This window comes from Candidatus Zixiibacteriota bacterium (genome assembly GCA_040752815.1).
Lineage (GTDB): Bacteria > Zixibacteria > MSB-5A5 > GN15 > FEB-12 > JAGGTI01.
Genome location: JBFMGC010000003.1, coordinates 18,442 through 42,321, shown reverse-complemented (window position 1 = coordinate 42,321; position 23,880 = coordinate 18,442). Strand labels below are relative to the sequence as shown.

The window sequence follows — 23,880 nt, the reverse complement described above, 5'->3', positions numbered from 1 at the left end:
CATACATTTGGGGTTATCTTGAAGAAGCGAGTTCCTCTCTGGCGGTTGCTCCCCGGCATAGGCGCAATCGTCATTGGCGTACTGTTCAATCCGTGGACGGCGCGGCTGACCAGTTCCGACGGTCAGCTCGAGACCGGCACCAGCCTGATGATTCTTGGTTTCGACGTGTTCATGATCTTCGTGGGTCTGCTCTGCCTGTTCGCCACCCGCGCGCTGATCACGGGACTGCTGGTTTCGTTGGTAGCCGGGGTTATCTCGATAGTCGTAATTGACCTGCTCGCCCGGCCGCTCCTTCGCAGCCAGCTCTATTATCGCCCGGAGGACATTTACAAACATCGCCTGCCGGAATTACCTGCTTTGAGCATTTTTGACCTCAACGTCAATTACAGCGGCCGTACCTGGGGAGATCTCTCGGCGATGACTACCCAGGACAGCCTTCGGGACATGCGCGATGTAGACTTCCGTACCGATTCGTACGGTTTCAGGAATGACGCTTCTGATATCGACACGACCCGGCCGCTTGACCTGATCATACTCGGCGATTCTTTTGGCGCCGGCGCCGGGACCACGCAGGAAGATGTATGGGGCGTCGTTTTTCACAGGCGCTACGGTCTCAATACCTACAATCTCTCGATGCCCGGCTTCGGCCCGTGGAATCAGCTGCTGTCTTTGAAGCGGGAGTTGTCGCGCCTGAGAGTTGGACCGAATACGGTCGTTCTCTGGGCGATCTTCGGCGGCAATGATATCGACGAGCCCTGCTTTGCGAATTTGAATCCGGCTCCGGCCGGCTTCTGGCAGCGGCTGGCAGTGCGGACGCGCACGTTTTACCGGCGCTCGCCGATTAAGATCATCACCGATCGGGCCCTCATGGGACTGAACTCGCAGATTCCCAGAGACACGGCAATCGTGTCGACTCTCCCCGACGGCCGCAGTTTCCTATTCTACTCGCAATACCTGAGGCACGAACTTCGCACTCTGGATGATCTCCACCGCCACCCGAACCTGCCCAGCCTGCGCCTGGTCTTCGCCGAAATGGCCCGCGTGGCAAGCGATGCAGGTCTCACGGTGGTGGTGGCTCACCTCCCCACGGCGTACGCGATCTACGGCTGGGCGCTCGACCAGATCGAGCCTTGGACCAACGAACGACTCCGTTCGCCGGCATCTCTGATTTTCGAAGAATTGTCTCGCGAAAACGGCTTCGACTTTATCGACCTTCAGCCGCAGCTACTCGAGGAAGCGCAGACTCTCTACACTCAGTCGCGCGAGCTGCTCTGGTGGCGGGACGACACGCACTGGAACAATCACGGTCACGCCGCGGCGGCAAAGATCGTGGGCGAATGGCTGCAGTCCCCAAGGGATCTTGTCAGGCCCGTGAGTTATAATTCCGGCGGAAGCGATTGAGGGGATGCGCGCCCATGCGGCGCGCAATGGTCGGGTTTTTTACTTGAGGTATACGAGCTTACGGATATCGGACGTATTTTCGGCGGCCAGTCGGCAAAAGTAGATGCCGGAAGCCACCGGACTTCCCCGACTGTCGGTGCCGTCCCACCATAACTGGTACAGTCCGTTCGACCTAAGAGCGTTCAGAAGCCGCGCCACCTCCTGCCCGAGGACATTATACACGGTAATCTCGACCCGACCTAATTCGGCCACCTCGTATTCGATCCGCGCCTGCGAGTTGAACGGATTCGGCCAGATACCGGTCAGGCTGGTTCGCTGGGGGAGAACAGCGTTGTCATCGGGGTTGTTTACTCCGGTCACGAGAACCAGCGCGAGGTTTGACATCGCCGACGGGTTCCCGGCTTCATCCCAGGACTTGATTCCAAAGTATACTGTACCCAAAGGCAGATTCGACACGGCGAACGACTCCGGCTGGCCCGATGAGGCCGGATCGGGCGCGTTGCCCACCGGAATCGCCGACGCCCAGTTTGATTCACTCAGCGGCGCGAACGCATAGCGGATATCGTAGCTGTCCGAGGTCCCCGACCCACCGTCGTCACCGGGAGCGCTCCAGCCAAGTGTCACCTGGCCGCTGCCGGGGCCGGAGGTCGCGCCGAGGTCGAGAATCGGGCCGGGTGGAATCGTATCGGTAACCTGGCCGGTAACTGCAATCTTGGAGAAGTAGATGCTGTAAGGCCCGCTGCCTGCGGAGTAAAAGACCGGGATATAATCAGCCGATGCCGGCACATGGAAAGCTGTGTTCGGGTCGCGCGACGTGCTCTGAGTCGATACCTGATACTCTGCTCCCCAGGTGCGCGTGACCTGTGACCAGCGGCGATAATAGACGCGCATGGAGGCGGCGTCGGCGGAACCCTTGCGGCAATAGAAGACATACAGGTCGCTGCCGTGTACGGTGGAAATGGGCAGCCAGTCGATACTGCCGTTGTTCGCTTCGTTCATGATAATCGACGTATTCCAGGCGCCGGAACCGCTGGCATAGTTCTTCCAAACATGGCGCAGGCCGGAACCATCGCCGAAGATCAGATGAAACACGGTATCGCTTATCTGGTTATGCGTGAACGACCTGTCATAACCCACGTAAGCGGCATAGACCGAATGGTCGGGGCGCTCCTGGAAGCTGGAACCGTTCCAGAGATAGTACTCGTAGCCGCGGGCATCGTTGAGATGCAGCACCACCAGGGCCGGGTTGCCATTAACATAAGGCATCGACCCGATTCTGATGTCAGGCGCGCTCGTCGAAAAGGCCACGCTGGACGTCCAGTTCGCTCCGCCGTTGTCGGAATACTGGTAGCGCACGTTTTCCGACGGGGTGCCGCCCTGACGGGTGAAGACCCAGATGCGGCCGTTGGGCTGTACCATCACGTTGGAGCGATGGGCGCTGCTGGTGCCGCTCAATGTCACCAGCGGGCCGGCATCGCTGATTGACTCCGCAGGTGAAGCAAAGCGGCGAAACCCGACTCCGGGGAAGGTGAAGTACAGGTCATCGTTGCGACCGAATAGCGACAGGTGAAAATCCATGTAAGCGTCGATGGTAATGGTGTTGCTTGACCAGGTAGTGCCGGCATCGGTGGTAAACGCCATATTATTGGAGCCGGCGCCGGTGTTAGCGAAACTGAGCCAGAATTTGTCCGGATCGGTCGGCGACATGTACCCCTTCCAGCGGGGTATGCCGAGAGTCGGTCCGCTGACACCGGAGCTGGCCACCAGCACGGGAGTAGAGGGCGCCTGGGCGAGGACGGCCCCGGCAACCAAAAGGGACAGGATCGCAATAAGACCCGCCTTGCCGAACGGGGTTCTCAACGGCGCCCTTGGTTGATCTGCCGTTTCTCCAGACGTGTTTTGGGTGGTGATGTTAGAGGTTTCGCTGTTCATATGCTCGCTCATCCACGTTTTCCCCGATGGCCACCGAGACCGGCGTCTTTGACTGCCTTCGCCGCCTCTCACGGCTATCCCTTTATTAATCGACAGTAGCAGAGGACGGGATTAACGGGAGTCCCGTGTCTGTCTCGCCTTTTGGTACTCCTGCGCCGCTAACCGGCGACTATTGAAACCGCTCTTCTCAAGCTCAAATTCCCGGTGATGATACCTCCTGCTTTGTCGCGTCTGATGGTACGTAGCGCGGTGTAAAAATGACGCGCCTTATTATCTCTGAACGATAATCTTGCCGCCGAGATCGCCCGGTTCAACCGACCAGACATAAACTCCGGAGGCCACCAGGTGTCCTGATAAGTTGGTGCCGTCCCAGGTAATTTTCCCGCCGCCGACATCCTGCCAGTACCGCACCAGTTCACCGGACACGGTCATAATGACCAGATTGGATTTGGCGGCAAGGCTCGAAAACGTGAGTAACTGACCGTCGCCCGGTCGAAACGGGTTGGGAAATGCAAAGGTCCCGGCCGATGCGATCGCAAACGAAGTTGAAAACCAGTTTTCGCAGTTATTAAACCGCACCCGCCAGTAATATGCGGCGGCGGGCGACAGATCCAACGGCACGGTCCAGGACGTCGTCGCTCCCGCCTGCTGGTAGACCACGCCCGAGGCGGTTACATTTTGGAATGCCGCGTCGTTGCTAAGCTCAAAGAAGTATACATTCGGGTCGGCGCTAACATTTTGTATCTGGAGAGCCGGTCTTGAGTCGGTGACACTCTGGCCGTCGACCGGATAGACCATCTCTATGTCATCGCAGCCGGATGCAAAGGTGATGAACGGCAGCATAGTCTGAGTGGGCGTAAACGAGCCGGCCAGGGAGCCGTCGGTCGAAATCGCCCGGCAACGCCAGTAATAGACGGTATTATCCGCAAGGCCGCTTATGACCACGTCGGCTGACGTGTTATAGACCGAATCGACTACTGTAAATGGCGAGGGGAAGGTGTCGACTGAGTCGACCTGAAACTCAAGGTACGTTTCCTGGCAACCTCGAACCGGCGTGGCATACAGGGTCACGAGCCGGTTGGGCTGATCGACCACGATTGTGTCAGCGGTGGGAGCGCGGATATTGATCGGGGAATACTCGGTGGCTTCGTCGAGATCCGAGCCGAGATCCTCGTCGTCGTAGGCTTTGATAGCAAAGTAGTACGGCGTATTGTCCTGCAGCGTGGTTACCAGGAAAGACTCAGTCTGTCCCGATGGTTTCGGCACGGGCGGGTTGGACACAACGCCAGCCGATCCAAAGTTTCCTTCACTGATCGGGCTTAGCGAGTAGCGCAGGTCGTAGCGCGTCGCCTGGCCAACCGAGCCGTCGTCGCCGACCGCGGTCCAAGTCAGGATTGCACCCTGGCCAAGCGAATCGCACACCGCACCGAGGTCGTTAATCCGGCCCGGCGGAATCGTGTCAGCCGACGCTCCGCCGCCGGGAGTGTTCGCCAGGGTGATTACTGCGCTCTTGGTGTTCGCGCCGACTGAGTAAGAAATCGTGGTTGAATCGCTCAGTCTCTTAGCCTTAATCGAAAACAGGTTGTAACCCGTGGAGTCAGGCCCGCGCGATGCGTTGGCCTGGTACCAATAACGAACCGGCTGGTTAACGATTCCGTTGCTTGGAGTTGTCAGATTGCCGACCTGAGTGCCGTACGCGTTTCTAATCGTGACTTGGGCGCCCTCGACCGGCTGAGAGTTATTGCCCATAACCGTGACGCGGAGGGTCGCTTCGATACCGATGTCCATCGGGTCAGGCTCACCCTCGTTGACGAATATGTCGGTGGCGCTGGCGCCCCCGGTGAAGATGCCGTCGCGGTCGATATTCCCATAGCTTGCCTCGCTCCCGCCGCCCGAGCCATAGAGCTGGAAGACATAGCCGTTGTCGCCCGAAAGGTAATTATAGGTGTTATTGCGAAAGACACTGGCGCCGGCGTTTCCATTGTAGAAGCCCCAGCGGATGGCCACGTTATCGGTGTTAAACGTATTTGAGTCGATAGTCACGTTGGGCATGTTCATCTCGTAGGCATCGAAAATAACCCCCGCCCCGAAAGGCCCCGAGGTGCCATAGTTCGGATTCACACCGCCGATGAAATAACTGGTGAGAGTATTCCCCACGATTTTAAGGCCGTCGCCCATGGGGCTGCCGGTGAGACGCAGGCAGGCAATCGGACCGGCGTCATAAGAACTGCTCGGGTTGTTGGCATTGCCGATAACCGTGATTCGATTATTGCGGATGTGGATGTTGCTCCAGCCCTGTCTCACTATGATGCCGTTGAGCGTGCGTTCCTCTTCGTCCCAGCCCTGGTGCAACTCAAAATCGTTGTCGTGAATGTAGATGCTGCTGTCGGGATGCAGGCTGTAGCCGTCGATGCTCGATATGAAGATACCGCGCCCGCCGGCGTAGTTCGTGCCCGCCCGAAAGGTGTTATTGTAGCAGTTCACAATGGAGCGATCTACGCCGCCCGCGCTGGTACCGAAACGCATCGACAGGCAGTAGTTCTGCGCGGCGGTGGAGAAGGTGCCGACTGTGTAGGTGTTCAGACCGTCGGTAAAGAACGCATTGCCGTAGATAAGCGCCTTAAGGGTCGGTCCCTCGACATAGAGGTTACACCAGTTCGCGCTGAGGACCTGGTTGTTCGTCCATTTGATCGTGTAATTGAGGCCCGAAGTGTTCAGCGGTACCGTACCGACAAACACGTTCAGGGCCGACATCACCCATTGATCGCGGTAGGTAAACGACTGGCGAAAGCTCTCGAAAACGCAGCTATCGATTTCAACGTTGTACGCACCGCCGGCGTTGATGATAAACTGGCTGTCATGACCGCGGATCGTGAACTTCGTGCTGCGCACCCGGATGTCATGATGGCGGTTGCCGATACTCATGGCGGTCGCGTTCAGCCCGGCGTCGGGTGCCTCCATCGCCGGGGGCGGCGAGTGCAGGATGGTACCTCCGTGAATAGTGATATTGTACGAAGCAGTCAATCCGCTTACCGCGATGGCTGTAGTGCCCTGTGTTCCGGCCGTGCCCCAGACTATCGTGTCGCCGTCCAACCGCAGCGTTACATCGTGCACGCCGGCATCGAACGTAATCGCGCGTCCGGTCGCGGTCATCCTGCTGGAGGCGAGTTCGAGCGTGTAGCCGTTATCAGAGGTGGTGACAGTGTACGGAAGCGACGAAATCGTCCGCACCTGCGCGTCAGTGCCGGAGGCAAGAAGTACAGCCGCTCCAACCGCCGACAGAACTGTTTTCAGCAGCCAACGGCGATTTATTTCAAGAAAAAGACCCTGCATTCAACCTCCAAATGGGTATGGTAATGTCCGGCACTACGCCATTCAACAAGCAACTACGCTATGAGCTTAATGTTCCTGCAGGCCGGGCGATTTCGACGTTGTGAAGAGTACGCTCCGGCCACGTTCCCGTGATAGCAGGTTCCTCAGTGAGGTATCGGATGCCTAGCGAGAACCTTTGACTCTGTCCGTTTTACGGCGGCAGTGGCCAGTCTGCGCCGCCAGAATTTATACGACCATTCTACAAACGGCGTGCCTGTCGGTTCCGGAGGTTAACTTCCTGTAAGACCAATGGTTACGAGGCCGAAGACCTACCGAAGAGTCGAACCGCCTGTTCAAGTTTCTCCAGTTGTACGCCTTCCATACACAGGAGAGCAGCGTAACTTGACCGGATTCTGTGATGAAAGCTGAACCCGGTCCGCTCTTGCCCCTGCCAGGGGACTGTCGTATCGGCAGGCACTATTGCGAAACCTCATGGTTTGGAGCGTATTATGGCAAAGCGTACTTTCTTCCCAGACTGCATTTCGGATAGCGGTCCGATCGATTACAAGATATATATGCATTTTTCGGCGTTACAGCAAACTGTGACAACCCATGTGCGATATGATACCTAATGGCCAATCTTCAGTGCTGTGGAACGAGTTCCACGGGCGGGCCAATGCGTTCGGCAACCGTGTGGCAGTCGCCACGCCGGACAGCCGCGCGACTTTTTCCGAGATCTTTTCCGCCGCTGAGAACCTGGCCGGTCAGCTTTCGGGCTCCAGGGTGCGAGCCGGCGACGCCGTCGGCCTCTGTCTGCCCAACACGATAGATTTCGTGGTCGCCTATCTCGCCTTGTGCCGATTGCGCTGTGTGGTGTTACTGGTGTCGACCAAGTACCATGCGACAGAACTTCAAGCCATTACCGCCGGCACCCGACCGGACTTCTTTCTGACCGGCAATTTGCTGTCTGACTCACTCGTTGCCAGTGTAGCGCCGGTCAAACGAAAGCAGGTCTTCTCCGGGGCCACCCGCGAACCGCTGGTACTGATCGAGAGGGAAGATCGCGTCGGCGAAAAGGGCGCACACTGGTGGCGCAAGCCGATTGAATCGAAGGAGCAGGCTCCATCATTGATCAAGTTTACATCCGGTTCGACTGGCGAGCCAAAGGGAATTGTGCTGTCGGCCAGTAACCTGTTAGCGGAGACCCGAAACGTTGGGGAGGGTCTCGCTCTGACTCCGGACGACTGCATTCTCTCCGCGGTGCCCGCGTTTCACTCCTACGGGTTCGATCTTGGGGTGCTGGCATCGCTCCACTCAGGCGCAAGACTCGAACTGAGAGACACTTTTATTCCGCGAAAGACCATGGGCGAACTGGCCCGTCCGGAGATCTCGGTCTTTCTCGGTGTTCCGAGTATGTACCGGTTCTTTCTGGAAACCCGCATGGGCGAAATCCCCAATCTGTCCCACATTCGCTATCTGCTTTCCTGCACGGCCCCGCTCAGCCCAGAGACGATTAACGCCTTCCACCAGAAATTCGGAGCGGTTATCTGTCAGCACTACGGCTCATCGGAAAGCGGCGCTGCAACAACTCATGTTCCGTCGGAAGTTCTTAACCGCAAGGACTCTGTCGGACAGGCCATGCCCAACGTTAGAATTCGCATAGTGGATCCCGACGGCCACGCGACAGCAGCCGGTTCGGCGGGGGAGGTGGTGATCTCAGGCGCGGCGGTCGCGCTGGGGTATGCGATGGGTCAGCCCGGCGGCGGCAGCGGTCTCAAAAACGGCGAGTATTGGACTGGTGACGTCGGCTATCTTGATTCCGACGGATTTCTCTATGTCACGGGACGACTCGACCGCCTGATCAATGTCGGCGGGATGAAGGTATCGCCGGACGAAGTTGTCCGGGTGTTGGAGAGCTGTCCTGTCGTGCGCGAGGCGGCGGTGATCGGTGCGCGTGACCAGAGCGGCGAGGAGATAGTCTATGCCGCAGTCACACTGAAATCCGAAGCCGGAGAGAATGACATTCTCGCCTGGTGCCGCGGCCGCCTGGCCGATTACAAAATCCCGCGGCGTGTGGACATTCGTTCCGAGCTTCCGCGCGGCGCCACCGGCAAGGTGCGACTCCGCCCGGAGGATGTGACCATATGATCCAGGCACAGTTGGAACAGGAGGTGGCCGGTATCCTCCGTCGGGTGGCGTTCAGCGGCAGTGATCGCGAAATAAACAGCGAGGATCCACTGGGCGAATTCGGACTGGGACTGGACTCACTGGCCCTGACGACCTTTATCACCGCTCTCGAGAACCGATTCGAGATTGAGATACCCGAGTCGATCTGGGTCGAACGCGGGCAGATGAGTTTCAAAGATCTGGTGGAATTGATAGCGAAGTCTATCGGCGAAAGGGAGCTCTCAGCAGGCGCCAAAATCGCCCGGCCGGTCGCGGCCGAGGCACCAGCCCTGTCGGGGTCGCCATGGGACAAGTTGATCGAGACGGTTCGAGGCCGGGGAGTATTTCGGGGGATGACATGGGGAGCCAGGAAGTCGTTCGCGAGGCTGGCCGAGGCCATCTACAAAAGAGACCACTACTATATTCTCGCATTCGATCTGGTCCGCCAGCCTGTTCCCCAAATCAGAGTACCGGACGGCACCACTTTTCGAGCAGTTTCACCCGATGATCTTCAGGCGACTAACGGACTCTGGAGGCGAGCTGAGGAGCAAGAGAAACAGCAACTGTTTGTGGAACGACTCAGAAAAGGGTACACCGGATATGCGGCCTGGTTGGACGGCAACATTGTAGGGCTATGCTGGGTAACTGAAGTCGGCGACTTTGAGCCTGATACCGGGCTTCAAATCAAGCTCCGCGAAAACTCCTGCTATGGTCTCGATCTCAACGAGCGTCCGGATTATCACGGCCGGGGGATCGGCCTGGCTACGGTGGCCTTTTCGCTGCAAAAGGCGGCGGAATCGGGACGGGCGTTTCATTATTCGATTGTGCATGAAAAGAACGAGCGGATGTTAGCCGCTGCGATACAACTTGTGGGGTACAGAATGCTGGGCGAAATTGTGACCACGAGATGGTTGCTCCGCCCGCATTCTGTTTGCTATATACAGGACAAGACTTTTGCCGACGGGGTGCTGACCCTGTAGGGCAATTCACCGTCCGGATGTCGGTTCGCTGTCGGTTTACCTGGTTACTCGGGAAGGTGCCCTTTGCCTTGAACGTGTGGGTTGCGGCGGCAGGTTTGCTGTCTTTTGCCATGGAGCGATCACTTGGCGAACTGTATGTTGAATCGAACATGACCAGGTGGTAAAGCTCACCCGTGATCGTCCCGAATTAGCTAAGAGGCGGTGCCAGTGTCGACTTCACTTTGAGGTCTCAAGCACAGATCAATGACCAATAACAGCTTCAGTCCCGAACCGATCAGCGTGCCAGTCCCGGAGGCCTTGCAGGCAATTCGCGACGAGTGGGAGGCGATCTACAAGGAATCTGCGGTTCGCTCTCCGTTTCTCAGCTTCGAGTATCTCTGCCTCTGGTATCATTGCTTCGCATCCGAGGAAGCGATTCGCATCATTCGTATAGAAGACCAGGGTGAGACGGTTGGTTTTCTGCCGTTGGTGTCCACGAAGGCAGCAGGGCGGAGAGCACTATCGAGCATCACCAATCTGCATTGCCTGCACTGCTCTCCGCTGATCAGACAGGACCGTGAGGATCTGTTCGCTGCTAACCTGTATCCCACCCTCAGGGAAATGCGATCGTCCTTCGACATAATCCGCCTCGGACCGTACTTTTCGTTCAATCCGGAGGGAGCGCTTCTGTCCGAAGCGGCGCTGTCCCGATCCGGATTTGCCTTCGGACGCACCGAATTACCCGACTTCACGATTGACCTCGGGGTAGGGTTCGACGAATTCTACCATCGAACCATCTCGGCAAAACTCCGCAGTAATCTCAAGAGACTGAGAAAGCGTCTGGAGGATGTCGGGGCGGGAGCTTTCCTGCACTTCGAACGGGATGCTGCGGTCAGCAATTTTGGAGAGCTGCTGCATCTCGAAGACTCCGGCTGGAAAGGGCGAGCGGAGTCGTCAATAGCCCGACTCCCCGAAAACTACCAGAGATACTACCGGGGTCTTGTCCGGCTCCTGGCCGATCAGGGCTGCCTGCATCTGTTCTTCCTGGAGTTGGACGGGTACGCAATCGCGGGAGCCTTCGGCTACACCGAGGGGGACGTTTTCCACTGGTTCAAGATCGGCTACCACGAGGATTACCACGAACTGACCCCGTCGAACCTGCTCCTTCTCGATATCATCCGCTATCTTATGGAGCACCGCCGGGACCTTCGGAGGTTTCATCTGTTTCCGGGCGACGGCGGTTACAAGCATCGCTGGAGCAACGAGAACTCGACCTCAGTCGAAGCGATACTGTTCTCCAACACGTTTCGGGGGCAGGCCTCGCTTATGGCATACCGGGCCCGTAAACGCCTCAAGGGCGTATCCTGGATCAACAAACTGGTGCAACGTGTCCGACCCGGAGCATAGAGGATAGTCGTTTGGAGCAGCTCACAGTCTCGGTCATCATCCCTACCTATAATCGCGCCCACCTCATTGAGCGCGCGCTGAACTCAGTGTTCGGCCAGGTGCAGTCGGGCGACGAAATCATTGTCGTCGACGACGACTCTGTCGACAACACAAGGGCGGTGCTTGAGAGGTATCGAGACCGCATCAGGTACGTCAAGATCAGCAACGGCGGCGCCGGCAGGGCGCGGAACCGGGGCATCGCCGAGGCCAGAAGCGATCTGGTGGCGTTTCTGGATTCCGACGACGAGTGGATGCCCGGCAAGCTGGCATTGCAGCGGCAACTGATGGGGGCACGTCCGGACATTCTCTTCGCTTTCTCGGATATAGCCATCACCACGAAACGGGGCAGTATTATTCGGAATTTTCTGAGGTACTGGCACAACGATCCGCGATCCTGGGATGAGATCCTGGGTCCGGGCGTGGCCTATTCCCAAATCGCACCGCTCCTGGCTGGTATCGAGGATTTCAAAGTGCATTCCGGCGACCTATACGTGTCGCTGGCGCAGGCGATCTATGTCGTGACCAGCACGACGATCGTGCGGCGGGTAGAGGCGGGCGACGCCCTTGAATTCGGGGAAGACCTTCCCATGTACGAGGACTGGCTCTGCTTTGGGCGATTGGCGAAAAAAGGGAAGGCGGCCTATCTGGACATAGAAACAGCCTGGCAGCATGCTCACTCGGGACCGAGACTGACCGATGCTGACAGCCTGGTCATGGCGATCACACGGCTCAAGATTCTGGAACGACTCTGGGGACTGGACCCGGGCTATCTGGCGCAGCACGAGGCGGAGTACGATCGGGTGGTCAGCAATCAGTATCTGCTCAAGGCGCGCAGCCTGATCTCGCTGGGCCGCTGCGCGGAAGCTCGCGAGGCACTGGAGGATGTGAGCGATGCGCCGGCGTATGTGAGACTGCTGGCTCGTCTCCCCGGTTGGCTGGCGCGCCGGTTGCTGCAGATCAGACGGGGGCTCCGTGCGGTCCTGTGGAGAGTACTCGGCAAACACGAGCCGTTTTGACCCTGTTTGCTCGGGCCGCAACGACTCGTGCAAGTGATCAGTCCGTTATGTCTTTCCCGGTCAGGGAGTGGCGATAGAACGCGGATGTCTGCTCAATGAGCCTCTGGCCGGCGAATTCCTGCCTGGCCCAGGCGGCGGCGTTAGCCCCCATCGATTTTCTGAGGCCGTGGTCAGTCAGCAGTGCGTCCAAACCCTTTACCATACCGTCGAGATCGCCCGGAGGGATTAAGTAACCGGTGCGCCCGTCGCGGAGAGCCTCGCGGTTGCCGCCGACATCGAAAGCCAGCGCCGGTTTGCCGCACAACTGGTACTCGATCAGCGTGTTGGAAAGACCTTCGGCGTCCGAGGTAAGCACGCCGACATCGAACAGCTTCACATGATTGAAGATATTCTCGAGGGTGTGGAGGATGTGGAAGCGCCCCTCAAGGCCGCACTGGCGGGCCAGGTCATAGAACGGCTCGACATTGTCGCTCGCGCCGATCACCACGAAATGGCATTTCTTGTCGGCGACACGTCCGGCAACGCGAATGAAGTTGTCGATCCGTTTAACCACGCCGAGGTTGGCGACCACGCCCACAAGAGGGGAGTCGGCCGGGACACCGAGTTCAGTCTTGCTAAGCGGCGACGGGCTATCGTCCGGAAGGTCAAAGTAGCCGTTGCGCACGACTTTGATTCGTTCCGGGCGGAATCTTTCATGTCCGGCGACCGAGCGTTTAACCGCGTCGGAGTTGACCAGAAAATAATCGGCCATGCGATTGAACTGGCGTAAGACAAACAACTTCCCCGGCGTGTACCAGTGGCCGATGTCTCGTCGGCTGACAATGATGCTGCGGGTGCCGGCGAGCGTTCCGGCCAGCACGCCCATCAAGTTGGCATCCTGAAAGAACGTATGAACGATATCGAACCGGTGGCGGCGAAGGAAACGGGCCAGCCGAAACAGGGCCAGGGCGGCTTTCGGGCCGGCCAGGCGGGGGACATCAAGGCAGATATGCTCGCAGTTGGGGTTTACGTGCTCGGGCATGTTGAGCCACTTGATCGGCCGCAGTGTAACGAGAGTGGGGTCAAATTGCTCGCGGTCCAGGTGCAACACCAGCTGGCGCATCTGGCGCTCGGTGCCGCCGCCGGCGCTGAGATAGTCGATGATGTAGAGTATCTTAATCCTGGGCACGGCCACCGCCTTTGGATTCGCTGAGAGTGATCAGAGTCACGAGGCCGCGGTAAATTCCCCCCATCCGGCCGTCTTTTCTTGCCGCGTAAAGATACGCGTTCAAGGCCCCCTGGACACGCCGGTTACGGTACAGCCGATCCACCAGCCGCGAGTAACGAAACGCGTGAAAAGCCTTTGCCACCGCGAGCGCCAAGCGGGTGTTGTATACGATGAACTTCCGATTCTGGCGAACCACGTTCGAGAAGCGATCTTTGTATCCCTCGCCGCCGCGCGCAAAGTCCATCTGACGGATGCCGTGCTCCACGCAATAATCGAACAAGTAGCGCAGGATTACCTGACCGGGTGACCGGGACCAGTAGGCGCCATTGAAACTGGTCGTGTACAGGTACAGGGTATCCCGGTACCGAAAAGCCAGGTACAACGCCAGGAATTTATCGTCCAGGGTGAGGCTGGAGAGCAACACCCAGTTTCGCGAATACATCCGATCGATGAACCTCCGGTAGAGGGCGCGCACCGAGTCGCTCGTGAACTGGCTGGGGAACGGAGTCTGGTCGCGGCGCTCGATATGCTGCGCAAACAGATCCTCGAGCCTCGCCAGCGCTTCGTCTTTCGTGTTGTAAATGTTGAAGGCAAACCGGCCCTGTGCCTCGTACCAGTTCACGTAGGTAGTGATGTTTCTCTTGTAGTACTTCTTGCGCGCCGCCGCGATATCGTCGAGCACCATGGCGGGACAACTATCGGATAGCAGTATGCGGAAGGGCCGTTCTTGTTTCTCCAGCCGGGCACGGAGTTCCTTCCAGTGTGAACGATCTTCGTGCATCTGATCGAGAATAATCTTCTTCCAGCGATGCCGGTGGGTGATAAGTACCGAGCAGACAGCGTCGAGCGCAGACGGGTGCTCGCCACTTACGATGATGTCGGCATAGTCGTTGTGCGGATAGCCGATGAAAACCAAGTGTTGCTTCTCATTTATCATCAATGGCGCCAAGGCGAGAATTCGGGAGCCTTCCCGTACTACAACCACGAAGAGATTGACCGAGTGGCCGTACACCTCCAGATACGAAAGCAGCCACTCGAAGGTCATGAAGGGATTATCATGCCGGTTGCGCTCGAGGACACCGTTCCACTCCGGCTCAAGGCGGCGAAAACCGTCGATATTCTCAATCAGATCGATAATCACTACTTGGCGCCCTTGTTGGACCAGAAGTCTAATACACCGGCTACTTTGAGATGGAACCATTTCGGCGTGGCATTGGAACCAATACCGAGCCGCTTCAATTCGAAAAGGTCATCGCCGACTTCATTCAATCCCTCTATGGTGGTGAGCGCCGCTCGAAAGCCGGCCTCGGCCACCAGACGTTTGGTTTCGTCCGTGAAATCCTCACGGCGACCGTTCGGGTATGCGAAAAATGTGACCTGTGAGTCGGTTTCGTGCTCGATTGCTTGCTTCGATTGAAGTATCTCCTGGCGTGCCTGATCCTCCGGCAGGCGTGACAGAATTTCATGATTCACCGTATGCGCCGCCGGTGTGATGGAAGCTTGGTGTTGCCTAACGTGATCCCAATCAGCGCCGACATATCGCCGGCCTGTGGGTCCTGTCGCGGGAAACATTGCCGAGAGTTTATCAATCGTTCGGCTGCGTTCGTCGGAGGCGAACCCCTTGAGATGCTCGCATATCACCTCCACCATAGCGATACGATCCTCTGCTCCGGAAACACGATAGCGAGCCAGGCCGAGCGAGGTCAGATCAATCTCACCCGCTGGCAGTGACGAGGCGACACCGTACACCCTGTCGAACCAAAGCGTGCGGGGCGGCTGGACGGAATCACCAAGCAGTGAGGTAGTTATGAAGACCGTGGCCGGCACATTGTATTTCTGCAATATCGGAAGCCCCAGTTCATAGTTGCTGCGGTAGCCGTCGTCGAACGTGACTACAACAGGGTTTCTGCCGGGATCGCAGTTTCCTGAAACATAGTCCACGGCTTGTTCAAGCGTTACCGGCGTGTAGTGTCGGGCGAGGTGGCGAATCTGTTCCTCGAATTCATTTACTGCGAGCTGCGTCCATTCAGACGGGCGGTCATCATCGATCAAGCCGTGATACATGAGAATAGCCAACCGCCTCCGGTTCAGCCAACGTCCCAGCGCGGCCATGCCGAGTGCGGCCGCCACTGAGATCAGGATGTTCTTAATTAGTCTTTTCACGGTACTCACGAATCACCGCGAGATAGATTGCCTCCAACCGCGCGGCCTGACCGCGATAGCTGTAGTCGGTTTTCAGCCGGTCGAACCCGGCCCGGCCCAGGCGGTTCATCAGGCCAGTATCGCCGATCCCGCGCCTGATCAGCTCGGCCAACTGTTCCGGCCGTCCAACATCCGCCAGGAGCCCGGTCTTCTCGTGTTCCACGACTTCGGGAATGCCACCCGCGCGCGTGGCAATAATCCCCAGTCCATGCTTCCAGCCCTCGAGGATCACCACCGGGTGGCCCTCCGATAGCGACGGCATCACCAGGAAATCAAGCCGGGGATAAACCTGGTCCAGGTCCGAGCGGAACCCCTCGAAGCTGACAACGTCTGTCAAACCGAGTTGAGCGGTCATTTGTTTCAGGCGGGTTTCCTCCGGCCCCGACCCGATAATACGCGCGGCAAATCGATGCGAACGTCCCCGTACAACAGCCAGTGCCCGGATGAAATCATGAACGCCCTTCTCAAAGCTGAGCCGACCGACCACGCCAATCACCGGCGCCGCGTTGGGCTGCCGCTCGGGCGGGTCGGCATTGGGATCGATATCGATAGCGTTATAGACAACGTCTATCTTGTCCGGCGGCACACCGGACTCAACCAGGCGCTGGGCGCTCGCTTTAGAAACGGTGACAACCCGGACGGCGCGGCGATGCACAAATCGATCTAGGGCGTTGTAAAGTCGCACCCGGGCGTCCTCGCTGGTCCAGCCGTGAAAGTAGCAGATCTGCGGGACAGCCAGCTTGCGTCGCGCCAGAAAGCCGTAAAACGCCGACTTGTATTCATGAGTTACGATTAAATCGACTTGGTGGGTGGCGCATATCGCTCTCAAGCGACCGGGTATCTGCCAATCGAACTTATGCCGATCTTCAACCGCGATACGTTCCATCCCAAAACTGCCCAAACGTTCGAGGAACGGATTGGCGTGTCCCGGTTTGACAAACGACGCTGCAATCGAGCGCACCGAGGACATGTATTGCATCTGTCCGATGATCAGTCGCTCAGGGCTTCCGTAGAAGTCGGAGCCTCTTATATGCAGCACTATCGGTGTGGTCATTCGGCTAATCTAGTTTGGGGCCATACTTCAGCGGCGGCGAATCCACGTCGAATCGCTATTCTACCCCGCTGTTTCGGTTGTCAATAGTAGTCAAACACCGAATCCAGCCGCAAGGTTTGACTGCTCGGACCTGCGGTGCTCCGCCCCAGGCCTTGGAGCTCCGGACAGGTTAGCCTCTCGCCCTGCAAATGTCCGTTATCGCATCATTCAGTTTGGCGGCGAGTCGATCCCAGCCGTAGTGTTCCTCGACCAGTCGGCGGCCATTTTCGCCCAGCCGACGGTTGAGCGCGCGATCGTCCAGCAGCCGTTTGATCTTCTCGGCGAATAACACCGGGGTATCGGCCAGCAGGATATTCTCTCCATCGGTGACCTTGAGGCCCTCGGCGCCGACCGAGGTTGACACTACCGCTTTCTTCATGGCGAGAGCCTCGAGAATCTTGATGCGGGTGCCGCCGCCTATCCTGAGAGGCACCACAAAAACCGCCGCGTTGGCCACAAAAGGACGAACGTCGTCAACGTGGCCGATCAGGTTCACACCGGGACGGTTTTTCAGCGCCATGAGATCGCGAGGCGGATGGCGCCCGATCAGATCAATTTCACAGCGCGTGCCGATGCGCTCGACGGCGGGCAGGATGTCGTTTATGAAATAGCGCACCGCGTCCTGGTTGGGACGCCAGTCCATCGAGCCGACAAAGACCAGGCGGGATGAGTCGTCCGGTAAGGGTTGGGGAGCGAAATAGTCCAGGTTCACCCCGTTTTCGACCACGGTCACCGGCAAACCGGGAGCGAACTGCCGGATTGTTTCAGCTTCAGCCTCCGACACCGCCACGGCGCCATCGGCCCAGGCGAACACCTCTCGCTCGAAGCGCTCCACCTTTCTCATCTGATGACCGATATACCACCTTTTGACCGGATTGGACTCGTTGGCAAAGTACCTCTGCCAGATGAGGTGCTCGATGTTCTGAGTCACTACCAGTCTTTTGACTGCGGGCAATTCCCGAAAGTAGCGGGCGTACGGACTCCATTCGCAGGTTACGATATCGGGGCGCTGCCGTACCATTTCGGCCTCGAGCGTGCGGGCAAAAAGGCGCGAATAATGACTGGAAACGATATACGGCCAGGGCGAGAAAACGTTTTTGAGCAGCCGCAGATAGAACATCGGCCCGGATTTGCGCGGAACCCGCGCCGGGACCGCGATCGGAGTGATGCCGCAACTCACCAGATGGTTGAATCCCCCGCTGCTCTCATCACCGTAGGCCACAAAGCGGATCTCATGGTGTGAGGCAAGTCGGCTTACCAGATTGAAAGTGCGAATCCGCTTGCCGGAATCCAGAGGCCAGGGAAACTCCTCGTCGATAATCAGAATCTTCATGCGGCTGTCAGTACCGGCAAGGTGGACGGCTATCTCTCCGCGACGATAACGAGGTGGAGTTCACTGAGGCTCATCTCTGCTCGGCATAAGCGTGGTCGGGCACAGCCCCGGTCGGGGTCGAACCCTGGATGCCCTCGAGATCAAACACCGGCCCGGGCGGGATGATATCCGGCTGTGGCACCCCGTCCACAAGGACTTTGGCGAAATAGAGATCGTATGGATTGGAGCCGCTCCGCCAGTAGACCGGGATATAATCAGCGCTCGTCGGCTCACTAAAACAGGTGTTGGGGTCCAGACTAGAGGCGTTAGCTGCCAACGTTGAGACAAGTGTCGGGCTGGACCAGGTCCTGTTCGTCTGTGACCACTTCATATAATAGATCATCGACGACGCGCTGCTGGCCGTTGACTTCTTGCAGTAGAACAGATAGAGATCATCGCCGCGCACAGTCGAGATCGGAAACCACTCGACATCTTCCGTGTACGGAGAGCTCTCGAGCGTCCGATAGTTCCAGCTCCCCGTTCCGTTGCTGTAGTTTTTCCATAAGTGATGCATGGTGGTGCCGAGACCGAACACAAGGTGCATGGTCGTGTCTTTGACCACGTTGTGCGTGAAAGCGCGAACGCCGCCCATGTTCTGGGCGAATATAGAGCGATCCGCTTTAGCCTCAAACGCTGTGCCGTTCCATAGGTAGTATTCGTATCCCCGGTTGTCGTTGAGATGGAGCACGACCAGCGCCGGGTTGCCGCCAACATACGGCATTGAGCCGATACGCACGTCCGGAGCGCCGGTCGCATAAGCCACACCGGAGGTCCAGTTGACTCCGTTGTCGGAGTAATGATAGCGCACGTTTTCCGACGGGGCGTCGCCAAGTCTCGTGAAAATCCATATGCGGCCGCTATTTTGAACCATCACGTTGGAGCGGTTGCCAGAGCTGGTGCCCGGCAGCGTGACCAACGGTTCTCGGTCATCGTCCGACTGAGCAGGGGGATTAAACTTGCGGAAACAGGTTCCCTGGCCGAGCGATCCGGGGAACGTGAAATATAGCGCTCCCGCTCGGCCGAAGGCCGAGAGATGCATATCCAGCCAGCCGCTGTTGTCGATCTGGATGGTGTTGCTGCTCCAGGTTTGACCGCCGTTGGTGGAATATACCAGGCTGCCTGAGCTGCTCCCGCTGCTGGCGAAGGCGGCCCAGATCTGCTGAGGATTCAATTCGGATACATACGCCTTCCAGCGGGGGATGCCCAGCGTAGGACCGTCGTTGGCCGACGACCCAATCAAGACCGGTGTGGTTACAGACTCGGCTCGTAGCGACGGGAAAGTTCCAAGTATCAGGACTGCCGCAAGCAAAAGCAGTACGGCCACCGAAGAAGTTAACGCCTTGCGGCTGCTGCAGGAGGCTGGTCCCATGCGTGTGTCGTATGTCACGTTGTAAGTCTGGTCTGGCCGGCCAACAGGGCCCGGTCCCAGTTTACGGTTTAACCTATCCGGTAACTTCTACAGTTTACAATAACCATGATGCCCGTTGGTTCCAACAAAATTGCCCGCCCAAGCACCGTCGTTTCCGCCACCAGATCTACCCGTCCACCGCCTCCCGGCGCGGTTGTGCGGACGGACTGCTCGGCCGCACCTGGCAGATAAAGAAGCGGGTCTTGCCGGAGCGCTCCTGGGGAATCCTGTCGACTACCTCAAACTGGACGTTGATGGACTCCCCTATCATCTTCTTCATCCGTTCGGTGATAAACCGGAAGGTCTCCTGAGTCGGTTCCGGCTTGCGGGCGATTCTCACGAGAAAATCGAGCAGGCTCCGCTGGATGATCTGCATTTGTCCGATGCGGTGGCCTAAATCGGAGGTGGTGTGAACAGCCAGCACGATGGCGGCATGGCGACGCCCCGACGCATCCAGGAAGAAGTCTTGTACCCGTCCCACCCCGGTGGACATACGCGCCAGGCCCCGGCCGCAGACACACGGTTCCTCGATGGCGCGGCCGTAGTCGTTTATGGCGTACCGAATCATGGGGAAAGCGTAGTTGGTAAGATCGGTAATGAATATCTCGCCTTGTTCGCCGGGCCGAACCGGGCGACCGTTTTCCAGGAATTCGACAATTGAGGTTTCCATGGCAATATGCAAGCCGTCGCGTTCGCTGCACTGGGACGCGGTATGGCCGAGTTCCCGTGAGCCGTACATGTCGTAGACCGGACATCCGAAGGTCTGTTCCATGTAGGCTCGCATCTCGTCGTATAGCGGTTCGCCGGTGCTCATAATGGCTTTGACCCTGGGAATGGGAAGCTCCTTCTCTTTCAAATAATCCAGCCATTCGACCATTGGGGCGGGGAACGTCTTTAGAAACCGGGGACGAAACCCGTTTATTTCCTTGTAGAATTCGTGCATCTGCGACTGCGACGCCGCCCCAATATGGATGACCAGCTTGCGGCCTATGTATCGGTCTTTGATCCTGGTTCTAAGCTTGGGAGATTCGTCGAAGTCCATCGCGGCCGGCCAGAGTATTGCAAGTTTGTCGCAGGGGGACATACCCATCCATTGCCCGCACCGCCATTCGGACGCCAGTTTTATGTTGTAGCTCTCATTATCGATAAACAGGTGCATCTGCTGCCCGGTTGTGCCGCCAGTGGCGTAGTTTCGCAGGTCGGCTCGATGGTAAGATGTCGAGACAATCCCCTCATTATTGTCATACACCAGATCCTTGGTGAGCACGGGCAGCAGGGCCAGGTCGTCCAGGCTTTTGAACGACTCCGGTGTCAGGCCGCGTTCATCCATTATCCTGGTGTAATAGGGACAGTGTTTGTAAGCGTGGGCCAGGAGCTGCCGCAGTTTATCGGTCTGGTACTCTAGCAGGCGCTCCCGCGGCCAATACTGACTCTTCTCCAGAAAACGCCAGTGTGTCAGGGCGGAGTGTCGGTTCTCTCGGCGAAGCACCAACGGCCAGATGGTGCGCTCTATGAGAGTGGAGTACAGGCTCACCGATGGCCTCCTCGGGCCAGGGCGATATCCCCCGGGTGAGCCTCTTCCGCCGGAGCGGCCGCCTCGGCCGCTGTTTGCAGCTCGGTGTGCAGGCGGAACACAACCACTGCCAGGGCAGCAAAGAAGAACCAGGCCCACCGGTACGCCGAGTGGGCAAAGACACCCGTGATCAGCATCGAATAACAGGACGTGGAAATGGCCAGCGCGAGCGGCTCCAGGAGGCCGTCGGGGAAACCGCGTGAGCTGACATTGGCAGACACAATACGGTTGTGTCGAAAGACATCGGTCAGGAAGAGCCCGTAGCAGAAGGCGCCGATCAATCCCAGTTCAGCCAGAATCTGGACATACATGTTGTGCGGCATCAGGTAGACGCCGAATTCCTTCACCCGCGCCCAGGCGAACGCCCCGGCGCCTACGCCGGTTACAGGTTTGGCTGCGAAAAGGTACATCCCGTCCACCCAGGCGTCGATTCTCCCCTGGGCCGACTGATCTCGCTCTTCGGCGGAGTCGAAAATGGTCAGGTAGCGCTCGCGGCGGCTGTCCTCCATGCTGAACCAGGCGGCAGTAGCAAACAACAGGAACGAAACGGTCAGCAGCAGTTTGCGCTGCGACCGCCACCATATCGTGATCACGATCATCAAGAAGCCCAAGAGGCCGCCACGTGAACCAGTGAGAATCAGGGTCAGCACCGCCGGAGCAAGCATCATCGCCATGGCCAGTTTTTTCCAGATGTTGCGGTATGACACCATCAGGTAGAACGCGAAGGGGATGATGGTATTCATGGTGATGGCAATGCCGTTCATGTTGTCCATCGTGGAGTTGCCGCCGGTAGCGCGCACCAGGCCCTCTTTAGCCACGTATGCACCGGAGAAGAAGTTCTGTATAATTCCTATGGACATGTAAATGTTGCAAACGACAAACACCCACATGAAAATCTCGAGCCGCCGCTGGCTGTCGATGATAAGTACGATCAGAACGTAGAATACCGCTAATTTGGCCATGTTCATGAAGGCGTCGACTGTGCAGTCGGTGCAGGCGGTGCCAAACACGGAGAGACCTATCGCGCCCAGCAGGAACAGCAGATCGAAGTTGATCCGGTTAATCGGAAAGCGGATTTTGCCGTAAGTCCACTTGTTCTTGAGCAGAACGATTATGATCAGGAAACCGCCGAACAGGAACTCCAGTCTGAGGGGCGCGAGCGCCGGGTAGGTTTCAGCCGGTCGGAGCAGAAAGAGGAGGAGGTAGAGAATTAGCCCGGAGTACACGTGGCGATAAATCAGAACCGCCCCGGCCAGCCCGACAATGCCCACGATCAGAAAAACGGGCGGAACCACCAGCGATGCCACCGCCGCAACCGCCGATATCGCCACCAGCGCGGCATAGGCCAGTGTCTTGGTGGTGATAATCTGGCGAGGGGCCGTTTGTGGATTGAAAGCACCCATGAGCAGGTTCTCAATCACCAGCTTCAGATTCTATTCGGCAGCTACTCCCGGTCCGAGTCGCGAAGCCGTCACCCGATCTAGTTCGCCGGCGAAACGCTCGGCCAGGAACTTCCGATCTATCTCTCTAATATAACGATATTTCTTCGGCCGGCGAGCGCTTTCACGCCAGTCCCGGTACATCCGATCGAAAATCCCCGACATCTTCTCCCGGTCCGGTTCGGACAGGACCTCGCCCGCCTCGTACCGGGCAATCAGGTCGGCAGTCGTTCCCCGAGGCGTGAGCGCCAGGATACGGGCCGGCGCGGCCAGATACTCAAACAACTTAGCCGGAATCACCGGCGCGTGTTGCGGTTTGAAACTCAAAAGCAGCAGCTGGTAATCGGCCTGCTCGACAATCGCCGGCAGCGCTGTATGCGAAACAAAGCCGTGAAATGTGACTGTCCTGGCGAGCCCCAGCCCGGCCAGGAAATCGCTGTAATCGTATTCGCAATTGCCGTAGAAATCCACCTGTATCGTACCCGGATCGATTGCCGATCGTTTCATCCACTCGGCCAGACACTCCAGGAAGAAAACCGGGTTGAAATCGGAGTACAGACTGCCCGTGTAAACGATACGCATCCGGGAGCTGTCTCGAGGGACGAATTCCCTGTTCAAATCGATTTCATCGTAGTCGAAGCCGTTGGTAATTGTCACCAGTCTGTCGGCCAGGGAGCCGCTCAGATGGAGGCGCAACTGATCCTCGAAACCCGGAGACGCGGTCACAATCCGCGCCGCTTTGCGAAGCACCCAGCGCTCCAGCGCGGCATCGACCCGTTTGGATGTCGGCGTGTGCTGCCGGTAAGCGTAAGTATGGTTAAGTGTCCAAAGATCACGGAAGTCGACCACATGCGGACATCCCCTCACACGCGCGAGAAGCGACGCCAGTACATGTCCCGACACCGGCGGCGAGGAGGAAACGACCGCGGCGACTTTCTCTTTTCGTACCGCCCGGATTCCGGCAGCCAGACCTAGCGGAATCCAGAAGTTGATTTCATCGGGGATCCGAAGCAGGGATCCCACCGCTCGTCTCATGCTCCGTATGGCGGACGCCTGAGTCGGGACGGCCGCCGATGGGATCTCCGCTTGAGCCCCAGTGTATTGCCGCTTCGGGCCGGGGCGGCGTCCGTTCTTGGGCAACATTGGCAGGTATATCGGCGACCGGTACACTTTCACGTGGGCCACTTTGTCGAGCTGGGTATCGTCCCAGGCCGTATTGCTGCCGCCTTTTACCGTCAGTACCACCGGTTCCCATCCGTATTCCGGCAGATACTTGCAGAAATCGACTATCCGCCTGCCGCCGACCGCCGCCATCGGAGGAAATGCATAGGTGACAAAGAGAACGCGTTTCATG

The 23,880-nt window shown here is 58.0% G+C and carries 16 protein-coding genes; 5 read left to right on the top strand and 11 right to left on the bottom strand.

Going from position 1 to position 23,880, the window contains the following annotated elements; genetic code table 11:
• Window positions 1-18 precede the first annotated feature (18 nt).
• On the top strand, window positions 19-1,401 hold the full coding sequence (locus AB1772_01520) for a hypothetical protein (protein MEW5795016.1): 1,383 nt from the start codon (window positions 19-21) through the stop codon (window positions 1,399-1,401).
• 39 nt (window positions 1,402-1,440) lie between these two features.
• Here AB1772_01520 and AB1772_01515 read toward each other — a convergent pair whose 3' ends face one another.
• Both AB1772_01515 and AB1772_01510 read right to left on the bottom strand, forming a co-directional pair.
• Window positions 1,441-3,333: a T9SS type A sorting domain-containing protein gene (locus AB1772_01515; GenBank protein ID MEW5795015.1), complete on the bottom strand. Its 1,893-nt coding sequence runs from the start codon at window positions 3,331-3,333 to the stop codon at window positions 1,441-1,443.
• 270 nt (window positions 3,334-3,603) lie between these two features.
• Entirely contained in the window at window positions 3,604-6,666 is a 3,063-nt protein-coding gene (locus AB1772_01510) for a hypothetical protein (protein MEW5795014.1), read from the bottom strand.
• A 624-nt stretch (window positions 6,667-7,290) separates the two neighbouring features.
• On the opposite strand from AB1772_01510, the gene AB1772_01505 reads away from it, so the two are divergent.
• From AB1772_01505 to AB1772_01490, 4 genes are all read left to right on the top strand, one after another.
• Window positions 7,291-8,793 (top strand): class I adenylate-forming enzyme family protein, encoded by a 1,503-nt coding sequence (locus AB1772_01505; protein ID MEW5795013.1) that lies wholly within the window; start codon window positions 7,291-7,293, stop codon window positions 8,791-8,793.
• Complete coding sequence (locus AB1772_01500) at window positions 8,790-9,791, top strand: acyl carrier protein (GenBank protein MEW5795012.1); 1,002 nt, start codon at window positions 8,790-8,792, stop codon at window positions 9,789-9,791. The genes AB1772_01505 and AB1772_01500 overlap by 4 nt, the downstream gene beginning before the upstream one ends.
• Window positions 9,792-10,034: 243 nt before the next feature.
• Window positions 10,035-11,177, top strand: coding sequence for a GNAT family N-acetyltransferase (locus AB1772_01495; GenBank protein ID MEW5795011.1), 1,143 nt, complete (start codon window positions 10,035-10,037; stop codon window positions 11,175-11,177).
• Between the two features lie 11 nt (window positions 11,178-11,188).
• Complete coding sequence (locus tag AB1772_01490) at window positions 11,189-12,232, top strand: glycosyltransferase family A protein (GenBank protein MEW5795010.1); 1,044 nt, start codon at window positions 11,189-11,191, stop codon at window positions 12,230-12,232.
• Window positions 12,233-12,269: 37 nt separating this feature from the next.
• Here AB1772_01490 and AB1772_01485 read toward each other — a convergent pair whose 3' ends face one another.
• The 9 genes from AB1772_01485 to AB1772_01445 form a co-directional block, all read right to left on the bottom strand.
• Window positions 12,270-13,400, bottom strand: coding sequence for a glycosyltransferase (locus AB1772_01485; protein ID MEW5795009.1), 1,131 nt, complete (start codon window positions 13,398-13,400; stop codon window positions 12,270-12,272).
• On the bottom strand, window positions 13,387-14,580 hold the full coding sequence (locus AB1772_01480; GenBank protein ID MEW5795008.1) for a GNAT family N-acetyltransferase: 1,194 nt from the start codon (window positions 14,578-14,580) through the stop codon (window positions 13,387-13,389). Before AB1772_01480 ends, AB1772_01485 begins: the two co-directional genes overlap by 14 nt.
• Window positions 14,580-15,602 (bottom strand): polysaccharide deacetylase family protein, encoded by a 1,023-nt coding sequence (locus tag AB1772_01475; protein ID MEW5795007.1) that lies wholly within the window; start codon window positions 15,600-15,602, stop codon window positions 14,580-14,582. The genes AB1772_01480 and AB1772_01475 overlap by 1 nt, the downstream gene beginning before the upstream one ends.
• The gene (locus AB1772_01470) at window positions 15,586-16,695 is read right to left on the bottom strand and encodes a glycosyltransferase family 4 protein (protein ID MEW5795006.1); all 1,110 of its coding nucleotides are present in this window, start codon (window positions 16,693-16,695) and stop codon (window positions 15,586-15,588) included. The genes AB1772_01475 and AB1772_01470 overlap by 17 nt, the downstream gene beginning before the upstream one ends.
• 169 nt (window positions 16,696-16,864) lie before the next feature.
• A complete protein-coding gene (locus tag AB1772_01465) occupies window positions 16,865-18,067 on the bottom strand; it encodes a glycosyltransferase family 4 protein (GenBank protein MEW5795005.1) in 1,203 nt (400 codons plus the stop codon).
• A gap of 70 nt (window positions 18,068-18,137) precedes the next feature.
• Complete coding sequence (locus AB1772_01460) at window positions 18,138-19,475, bottom strand: sialidase family protein (GenBank protein ID MEW5795004.1); 1,338 nt, start codon at window positions 19,473-19,475, stop codon at window positions 18,138-18,140.
• A gap of 166 nt (window positions 19,476-19,641) precedes the next feature.
• Window positions 19,642-21,048 (bottom strand): AMP-binding protein, encoded by a 1,407-nt coding sequence (locus tag AB1772_01455; protein MEW5795003.1) that lies wholly within the window; start codon window positions 21,046-21,048, stop codon window positions 19,642-19,644.
• Entirely contained in the window at window positions 21,045-22,508 is a 1,464-nt protein-coding gene (locus tag AB1772_01450; protein ID MEW5795002.1) for an O-antigen ligase family protein, read from the bottom strand. Before AB1772_01450 ends, AB1772_01455 begins: the two co-directional genes overlap by 4 nt.
• 12 nt (window positions 22,509-22,520) lie before the next feature.
• On the bottom strand, window positions 22,521-23,879 hold the full coding sequence (locus tag AB1772_01445) for a glycosyltransferase family 4 protein (GenBank protein MEW5795001.1): 1,359 nt from the start codon (window positions 23,877-23,879) through the stop codon (window positions 22,521-22,523).
• Window position 23,880 lies beyond the last annotated feature (1 nt).